The sequence below is a fragment of the Vibrio sp. 779(2023) genome, assembly GCF_033344285.1.
Taxonomy (GTDB): domain Bacteria; phylum Pseudomonadota; class Gammaproteobacteria; order Enterobacterales; family Vibrionaceae; genus Vibrio; species Vibrio alginolyticus.
Map to the genome: position 1 here is coordinate 1 of NZ_JAWPOM010000045.1, position 9,157 is coordinate 9,157.

A 9,157-nucleotide genomic window follows, 5' to 3' on the forward strand; every position below is an offset into this window, starting at 1 on the left:
CTTTAAAATACAAAACGCCCGATGAAGTACATCGAGCGTTTTAGTTAAAAAGTGTCAACCCATATCAGGACGGGTCATATTGTTAAGTAGTACATCGATGCAGTGGAAATACTCAGCCTAAAACTTGATGTTAAGAACATCTTGTTCTGACGTGTCCACTTTCAACTGACTGCGAGATTCTATGTACTCGATTTGCTGAACGTCGAGCGAATATGGCATAACGACTCGCAATTCATTGATCCCTTCATGTTTAGCTAGCTGGGTTAAGCGGACCAAATTGGATTCATCACTTTTACGAGAAGACATCGATTTTAATGCGGCATCCCACAACCGATCTTCAGGCTTGCTCAATTCCGCAATGTTCTGTTTCCACATCAAACCGAAAATAGGCGCGATGGTGGCAAATGCCTCTAAAAAGGTCCATTTTTTACTACCTGTCGCTCCTAAAAAGCTAGTGTAGTCGAATTCAATGCACGTCTTTCCTTGTTGATCCATTCTATGCCCCCGACACTCGAAAATGAGATATACCAAATATCGTTCAACTGTTTTGATATAGCAATGGGATATAAAACATTCGTCTTTTATGCCCTAATTTACATACAAAAGGAAATATTAAAACCAGCTTTGTAACAACTGATGTACAGCTTCGCCATATATAATCATTCAATTGATTAATATTTCAATTAAGAAACTAAAAACAACACGTAAGTAACGCTATCAATATGAAATCATTATAGATTCACCAAGAAAATATCCATTTTCGTCACAACGTCATCCGCCGACCTACTTCACATCAATCACTCGACTGGCCTTTTTATACTGTATCTTCCAACCAGCCCAGCGTGGCAGCTCCCAACGCTTCGGGTCTCCCTTACGGTTTCCCTCTCGATAAACGACCTGTACCAGCTTGCGAGACGCGTAATACTCGACATCTAGTTGGAGTTCTGGCAGCGAAAGTTCTAAAGGGTACTGCTCCGTGAAATCGTCGTATTCCCATTCTGGAACACCATTAAATGTTAAGTCTTCTGGTTCAAACAACGCCATATCATCGATGTTTTCAACGCCTAATGTTTCCAACTGATCCTTTAACCAGCTAGAAAATGTCAAGGAGGCCAAGTCGTTAACCTCTTCTCCTTCGACATTAAGGCCCAATGCGTTGTAGAGTTTCCAGTGTTGGATTTGCTGTTTTCTTTGAGAAGCAAAACCTGGTAACAGTGTCTCGTCTTCTATCATTTCGACAATAGACTGAACAGCAACATCACCTTTTAACGCTTGATGTTCAGTACAGATTGTTCGTCCGGCGTAGACCAAGTGCATTGTTGCTCTTGGCGTCTCTTCTTCATAATTCGTCTCACCTTGTTGCCACTCCCCAAATTCAAGTTCGCGTAATAACGTCAGCGGGATAGGCATCATAACCGATGCGAGGTTTAGTGTTTGCTTAACACCTCGTCCTGGCACGCTATGGCTATCTAGCACGATGGCCGCTTCTTCTTTATCAGGAAAGCGGCTGTTACGCCCAACCAGCATCTCGACTACGCCATTTCCTAGGGCATCTCTTCGACGAGCTCGTCGGACAAACACAAGCTCAGGGTGCAATGAGGCGATGGAGAAAAAGAGCGCTTCACGTTTATATCGAGAGGCAACGTCAAGTTCCGGCAATTCAAACACTTCTCGCATTTGTTTCGCTAAACCTTGTGCCTCTTCGAGCGCGCTAGCGTCAATGATAATGCCTGAGAGTTGCTCCCCTCGAACCAAACGGATCAGTAAAGAGGCATCACATCCGTATGGCTCCTCTTGAGATAGAAGCTCAGCAACTTCACCACTTTGTCGCTGATAGAGCTGCGCAGGCACAGATAAGGCGGCAGCCAAATCAATCATTGCTTCCTTCTCTGGCTTCGCTTGAATTCTGGTAACGAGATCGGCAAACAGTGCATCAATGGGTAGTGGATATACTTTTCTCCCGTGCTGCGTGACATTGCCATCCTCATCAATCGCTTCCATGGATAACAACGTCGAATGAGATGCCTCTAGCGACTTTGGGGGAATTGAGTCGAGAAAATCGAGTGTTGAGAGACGGTACCCACAACAAGCCGCTGCCAGCATGGGCTCGACGAGCTCTTCTCTGTGTAATTCTGGAGGCGTCACTAATTCTAAAGGCGCGTGCTCACCATATAGACGAATACAAGCCCCTTCGGTAACGCGACCTGCTCGCCCCATTCGCTGCGCGGCACTGGCCTTAGAAATGTTGGTTAATGTCAGTGCTGTACGTCCATTTCGTTGTACAGTTCTGTGCTCTAAACCGCTATCGATTACCACCCGGATATTAGGAATGGTCAGAGAGGTTTCCGCGACGTTGGTTGCCAATACGACTTTCCGTTGCTTTTGTACCGTCAACGCACGATGTCGTTCTTCATCACTGACCGAGGCATGAAGTTTAACCACCATGACATCGCCGCAACTTTGTAGCATCTGCGCGCATTGGGCGATCTCTTTACGTCCTGGGAGAAAAACAAGAATATCGCCATCTTCATCTTCCAGTGCTTCTTTTACCGCTCCGACAACCTCCTGTTCACATCCCTTTTTGTTCGGTAAATAGCGGCTGTCTGTGGAACGATGTGTCACCGTGACTGGAAAGCAACGTCCCTCCGAACGCAGACGCTTAGCATTCAGGTAACGAGAAAGCTTTTCGCCTTCTAAGGTAGCGGAAGTGACGATCAATCGATGTTGATTTTCTTGCTTCAAAATGGAGGTTAATAGATCAATATCCCAGCGTCGCTCGTGAAATTCGTCCACTATCACGACATCAAAGTCTGCTAGCTTGTTTTCCGAAAACCAACGCAGTGCAACCCCCGGAGTCACAAATACAACTTGGGTTTTTTCATCAAAGTAGGCATGAAGCTTGATCGCGTAACCGACTTTGCGACCTATTGGCTCTCCAGATTGCTCCGCAAGAAATTCAGCCAGCGAGGTACAAGCAATTCGACGTGGTTCAATAACCAGAACGCGTCCGTGTTTTGCCGCCCACATGGGCAAGCGGGTAGATTTACCCGACCCGGTTTCAGCTTCCACCACAAGATGGTTAAGGCTTACATGATGGTCAAACTCGGCTTGCAGGCTGTCGATAGGTAGTTGAAACATAGAAATTGGATTTGATTTGATGATGCAAAACATTATACCCAAGTAAAAAAATCCTGCTTTAGGTATCTCTAAACAACCAATATTGCCGATATTTTCGTCGGTATCTGAATTTTTTTGCGACATTACATTGATGTGCATCAACGCATGTTTACAACTAAATAGTGAACCCGTTAAAATTTGGTGCGCATCCTTCAACCCTACATAAGGCACCCAATGAACAACGATAAACGCCCACTATATATTCCATATGCGGGTCCGGCTCTTTTAGCAACCCCTCTTTTGAACAAAGGCAGTGCATTCTCTGCTGAAGAACGTAGTTCATTCAACTTAGAAGGTCTGCTTCCAGAGTCGACCGAAACTATCCAAGAGCAGGTGGAACGTGCCTACCAGCAATACAAAAGTTTCGAAAGCGATATGGATAAACACATTTATCTGCGTAATATCCAAGACACCAACGAAACATTGTATTACCGCCTAGTGCAAAATCACATTTCTGAGATGATGCCAATCATCTACACGCCGACTGTTGGCGCAGCATGTGAAAACTTCTCTAACATTTACCGTCGTGGTCGCGGTCTGTTCATTTCATACCCGAACCGTGACCGTATTGACGACTTGCTGAACAACGCAGCAAACCACAACGTTAAAGTGATTGTTGTGACAGATGGCGAACGTATCCTTGGCTTGGGTGACCAAGGTATCGGCGGCATGGGTATTCCTATCGGTAAACTGTCACTATATACCGCGTGTGGTGGTATCAGCCCTGCTTACACGCTACCAATCGTGCTTGATGTGGGTACCAATAACCCGCAACGCTTAGCTGATCCGATGTACATGGGTTGGCGTCATCCTCGTATTACGGGTGCAGAATACGATGCATTTGTAGAAGAGTTTATCCAAGCGGTACAGCGCCGTTGGCCTGATGCTTTGATCCAGTTCGAAGACTTTGCTCAGAAAAATGCGATGCCTCTTCTTGAGCGTTACAAAGACCGCGTGTGTTGCTTCAATGATGATATTCAGGGTACTGCTGCTGTTACTGTTGGCTCTCTACTTGCAGCTTGTAAAGCAGCAGGAACTCAGCTTTCTAAACAACGTATTACCTTCCTAGGCGCAGGGTCTGCTGGTTGTGGTATCGCAGAAGCGATCATCGCACAAATGGTATCGGAAGGAATTTCTGACGAGCAAGCTCGCTCACAAGTTTACATGGTTGACCGTTGGGGTCTGTTACAAGAAGGCATGCCTAACCTTCTTGATTTCCAACAACGCTTGGTGCAAAAGCATACCAATACGAAAGAGTGGGAAAATGAAGGAAATGGCTTCTCACTACTCGATGTTATGCGTAACGCCAAGCCAACGGTACTAATTGGTGTTTCTGGTGCTCCTGGCCTATTTAGCCAAGAAGTCATCGAAGAAATGCATAAACACTGTAAGCGTCCGATTGTCTTCCCACTGTCGAACCCAACAAGCCGCGTGGAAGCGACACCGAACGACATCATTCGTTGGACAAATGGTGAAGCACTGGTTGCAACAGGTAGCCCATTTGAGCCAGTGGTTCATGAAGGTCGCACTTACCCTATTGCACAATGTAACAACAGCTACATCTTCCCAGGCATTGGCCTTGGTGTACTTGCTGTCAATGCAAAACGTGTCACTGACGAGATGCTAATGGAATCAAGCCGCGCGCTCGCAACATGTTCTCCTCTAGCAATCAACGGTCGTGGGGCACTACTTCCACCACTGGAAGAGATCCACTTAGTATCGAAAAAAATCGCATTTGCCGTTGGTAAAAAGGCAATTGAACAAGGTGTCGCATTAGAAATTACTGATGAAGCATTGAACGTGGCGATTGAACAGTCGTTCTGGCAACCTGTTTACCGCCGCTACAAACGCACTGCGTTCTAAGCTTGAGACAATTCGTTTAATAATTAGCCCCTACCATGTAGGGGCTTTTATTTTTTTATCATCCTAACCAGATTTTGGCATAAATGGGCTTCTCTCTTTTTGTTTCTATCAGATATGATGAGAACTACATTTTTAGTTAAGGATATAAAACGTTTTGTTGTTTTCTCGCATAAGATCAAAGTGGAAGCTGAAATTTTCCTGGAAGCGATTTGCTTTGATTTTGTCGATCTCTGCACTTAGTCTGCTTGTTTCTGTTATTGCCATCGACCGGTGGGTGGTTTTACAAGCCAAAGAGAGCATTTTCACTGAATACGAGCAAATCCCTCAACATGAGGTTGCCGTAGTTCTTGGTACCAGTAAATACATCGGAAAGATCCTCAACACTTACTACACTCATCGCATTAATGCGGCGATTGAGCTTTACAACCAAGGCAAAGTAAAACAGTTTTTATTGAGTGGTGATAACGCCCACCGTTCATATAACGAACCGTGGACAATGAAACGCGACTTACTTAAAGCAGGCGTGCCTGAAGAAGTGATTCACCTTGATTATGCTGGCTTTCGTACCTTAGATTCGATTGTACGAGCAAAAAAAATTTTTGCTTCGGAGCGATTTCTGATTGTGACTCAACGCTTTCACTGCGAACGCGCACTGTTCATCGCTGATGCTTACAGCATTGATGCGCAGTGTCTCGCGGTAGCAGGGCCGACGGCCAACAAGCAAAAAACATCGATGCGTGTTCGAGAACTGCTAGCCCGTGTGAAAGCGTTTTTAGACCTGTATATTATCAATACGCAGCCTAAGTTTCTTGGCCCTCAAGAACCTATCGTCGCAGTAAAAGAGCCAAATAAAGCAGCTAACGAGCCTCTTCAAGTCCCCGTCGAATAGAGGAATAACGTGGCTCACAAGCCTAGTAACATTTCTATAAAACAAATGGGTAGTTTTCTACCCATTTCCAATTCTCAACATCACACTTTCTAATTTGCTCTACGATTCAGGCAAAACTCTTTTTCGCATTCAAAGTAACATTTCATCAATAAATAACTACAAGTCAGTTACTTTGCCATAAAAAAACCGACAAAAGGCAATGCAAAAGGAGCACTACCCATGACCGCACTCGCTGTGACATTGAAGAATTGGTTCTTCACTCGCAACAGCATGATTTTGAACGCGAATATCCTATTGTTCATTATCTTGTTTAATACCTTACCCTTTGAACCACAAGTAGTAACCGGCCTGAGCATCTTAGTTTTTGTTGCTATTTTGTGGCTAACCGAAGCGATTCACGTCAGCATTACTGCGCTGCTCATACCACTACTTGCGGTATTTTTGGGTGTGTTCAACACTCAAGCCGCACTGAATAACTTTTCCAACTCCATCATTTTTCTATTTTTGGGTGGTTTTGCACTAGCTGCGGCTCTACATAAACAAAAGTTAGATCAAGCTATTGCAGATAAAGTACTATTGCTGGCAAGAGGAAAAATGTCTGTCGCTGTATTCATGCTATTTGGTGTGAGTGCTGGCCTGTCAATGTGGATTTCAAACACCGCCACCGCCGCGATGATGTTACCGCTTGTGCTGGGTGTGATGGCAAAGCTAGACGCCAAGAAAAACCACAACACCTTTTTGTTTGTTCTACTCGGTATAGCTTACAGTGCTTCAATTGGTGGTATTGCAACACTGGTTGGTAGCCCACCAAACGCAATTGCAGCAGCTGAAGTTGGCCTTAGCTTCACTGAATGGATGAAGTTTGGTGTACCTATTTCCCTAGTATTAATGCCAATCGCTATCCTCGTATTGTACACGATGACTAAGCCTGACCTTAGCCACAAGTTTGACCTTGACCATCAACCAGTCGAATGGACAAACGGCAAAATGATTACGTTGGCGATTTTCTTACTGACCGTGACGTTGTGGATATTCAGTAAGCCTATTAACGCTATGCTGGGTGGCTTCGCGAAGTTCGATACTCTTGTAGCTATTGGCGCCATCCTTCTACTTGGTGCTTCTCGCGCCGTCGAGTGGAAAGATATCGAGAAAACAACCGACTGGGGTGTGTTAATCCTATTTGGTGGTGGTATCTGTCTGAGTAACGTCCTAAAAACAACCGGAACAAGCGTATTTTTGGCTCATAGCTTGTCAGGCTTCCTTGAGCAAGCCGGTATTCTCTTAACGATTCTTGCAGTGGTTGCTTTTGTTGTCTTCTTGACTGAGTTTGCGAGTAACACCGCCAGTGCTGCGCTACTTGTCCCTGTATTTGCGACCATTGCAGAAGCCTTGGGTATGTCTCCGGTTATTCTTTCTGCACTGATTGCCGTCGCTGCATCTTGTGCATTTATGTTACCAGTTGCAACACCTCCAAACGCGATTGTGTTCGGTACGGGTCATATCAAGCAAAAAGAAATGATGCGAATTGGTTTCGTATTAAACATTGCCTGTATTGCTGCACTAACGCTTTTCGCTTGGTTGTTCTGGTAAAAATAGCAAGTTCGATTAGCATTACACTGCTGCTCACGGTAATCGTATCGATAACCCAAACTTCCCCCCCTAAGTGATGTTCAGCAGTTTCCCTCTTGGTGGCCAGTTGGCCACCTTTTTTCTTTCCTTTTAGTGAACGACTATCAGGCTTGCTTCTTTTCGCAAGCAAGTAAACCATAATGAGCTTCCACTCGGTTGCGACCATTGCGCTTCGCCTGATACAACACTTCGTCAGCTCTCGCCATGGTTTCTGAGACGCGTTCATTCTGCATTTGGGCAACGCCAATACTGCAAGTTAATGATTCACCGTGCACCCACAAATGATCCTCCACATTTTTGCGAATCATTTCTGCCTTCTCTAGCGCTTGTTCAATATTGGTATCAGGGCAAAATACGACAAACTCTTCGCCGCCCCAACGAACGAGTCGATCGTCTGAGTAAATAGAAGTCGCTACCACCATGACAAATTCGCGCAATATGTCATCCCCCATTTGGTGCCCAAATTTGTCGTTCACCTTTTTAAACTTATCCAAGTCCAAATAGAGAATACTGAAGGTGTTATGCCCCCAGCGAACCTGACGAGATTGTTGTTCCAGCCAGTGTTGCACAGCATATCGGTTCATCGCGCCCGTCAAAGCATCTCGATGCGCTAACTCTGCAAACTCATAGTTTTGAGCTCGCAAAGTATCATTCACCTTTTCCAAATGACGGTGACGCTTTTGCGCTTTTTCATAAGCCACTCTATTTTTTCGTAACTCATGCAGTGAAAAAGCCAGTCCAAGCGCCATCCAAGAGAGTAATAATGCATACAACAATGTTTCTTGCGCAAGGTAAGCGCCTTCAAACTCAATTCTATCAATCACAATTCTATGTTTACCAAGTGCCGCACCAGACCCAGTTGCAATATCAATACGTGTGATGTTTGAAAATTCAGGTGCAGAGTGCTCAATCGCGACTCCGTTATCCGCTAACCACCAGGTCATCACCTGAAGATTTTTAATCGGAATTTCGACAATATCGCTCGAACCCGACGGAGAAAACTGCATGCCATTATATTTAATGGTGTACTCGTCGTCCGGCTTGGAATACTCAGAATTATAATTGCGAAGATACAAACGTAGGTCGTGGCTAGGGTTAGCCCCTATTCCTGCCTCTTCATATCGCACCTTCAATCGAATCGTATGGTAGTTGGAAAGGTCAATACCCTGTGTTGGCGTTGCTGAATCGGTATAAACCGAGATTCCGCAGTAAGGCCAAGCATACGAGCTCTGCTTTAGTTCACAGCTAAGAACTAGGCTTTGCCGATCGTATGTGATATCAGCCTCACTCACACCTCCTTCACTGGCATCTTTAGTTGCATAGATATTGAAATGCTCAGGTGTAATGGTCAGCTTTCGCGTATCGCCAAGCACACTATAAAGGGCAACCAAACTGATAGTGCAAATAGAAAGAGCAAAGATAAAGTTATGGATCCACTTCATGAGCAAGTGACCTGCTGAGATTATATGCAATACGTGAGGTTCAATAATTTCAAAAAATGAAATCAAGGTGATTTATCAATAAGTAAATTACCACCTTCTAAAGAAGGTGGCTTTGTGTGAGCCCCCTAAAAGGGGGCCTTTGTTTAGTCCAGCGCCA

General features: G+C 44.9%; 6 protein-coding genes. 3 read left to right on the forward strand and 3 right to left on the reverse strand.

What is annotated here, in order from left to right; genetic code table 11:
- Positions 1-117: 117 nt before the first annotated feature.
- Together R8O70_RS24490 and R8O70_RS24495 are read right to left on the reverse strand one after the other, a co-directional pair.
- The gene (locus R8O70_RS24490; protein ID WP_005377965.1) at positions 118-495 is read right to left on the reverse strand and encodes a hypothetical protein; all 378 of its coding nucleotides are present in this window, start codon (positions 493-495) and stop codon (positions 118-120) included.
- A 288-nt stretch (positions 496-783) separates the two neighbouring features.
- Complete coding sequence (locus R8O70_RS24495) at positions 784-3,138, reverse strand: helicase-related protein (protein ID WP_318184400.1); 2,355 nt, start codon at positions 3,136-3,138, stop codon at positions 784-786.
- Between the two features lie 213 nt (positions 3,139-3,351).
- On the opposite strand from R8O70_RS24495, the gene R8O70_RS24500 reads away from it, so the two are divergent.
- The 3 genes from R8O70_RS24500 (at position 3,352) to R8O70_RS24510 (ending at position 7,519) form a co-directional block, all read left to right on the forward strand.
- Positions 3,352-5,040: an NAD-dependent malic enzyme gene (locus R8O70_RS24500; RefSeq protein ID WP_005377977.1), complete on the forward strand. Its 1,689-nt coding sequence runs from the start codon at positions 3,352-3,354 to the stop codon at positions 5,038-5,040.
- Positions 5,041-5,194: 154 nt separating this feature from the next.
- Positions 5,195-5,929 (forward strand): vancomycin high temperature exclusion protein, encoded by a 735-nt coding sequence (locus tag R8O70_RS24505; RefSeq protein WP_005388862.1) that lies wholly within the window; start codon positions 5,195-5,197, stop codon positions 5,927-5,929.
- A gap of 219 nt (positions 5,930-6,148) precedes the next feature.
- Positions 6,149-7,519, forward strand: a complete 1,371-nt coding sequence (locus R8O70_RS24510) for an SLC13 family permease (protein WP_065274401.1) — start codon at positions 6,149-6,151, stop codon at positions 7,517-7,519.
- A 143-nt stretch (positions 7,520-7,662) separates the two neighbouring features.
- On the opposite strand, the gene R8O70_RS24515 is transcribed toward R8O70_RS24510, so the two are convergent.
- Complete coding sequence (locus R8O70_RS24515; protein WP_065275066.1) at positions 7,663-9,000, reverse strand: GGDEF domain-containing protein; 1,338 nt, start codon at positions 8,998-9,000, stop codon at positions 7,663-7,665.
- Between the last annotated feature and the right edge of the window lie 157 nt (positions 9,001-9,157).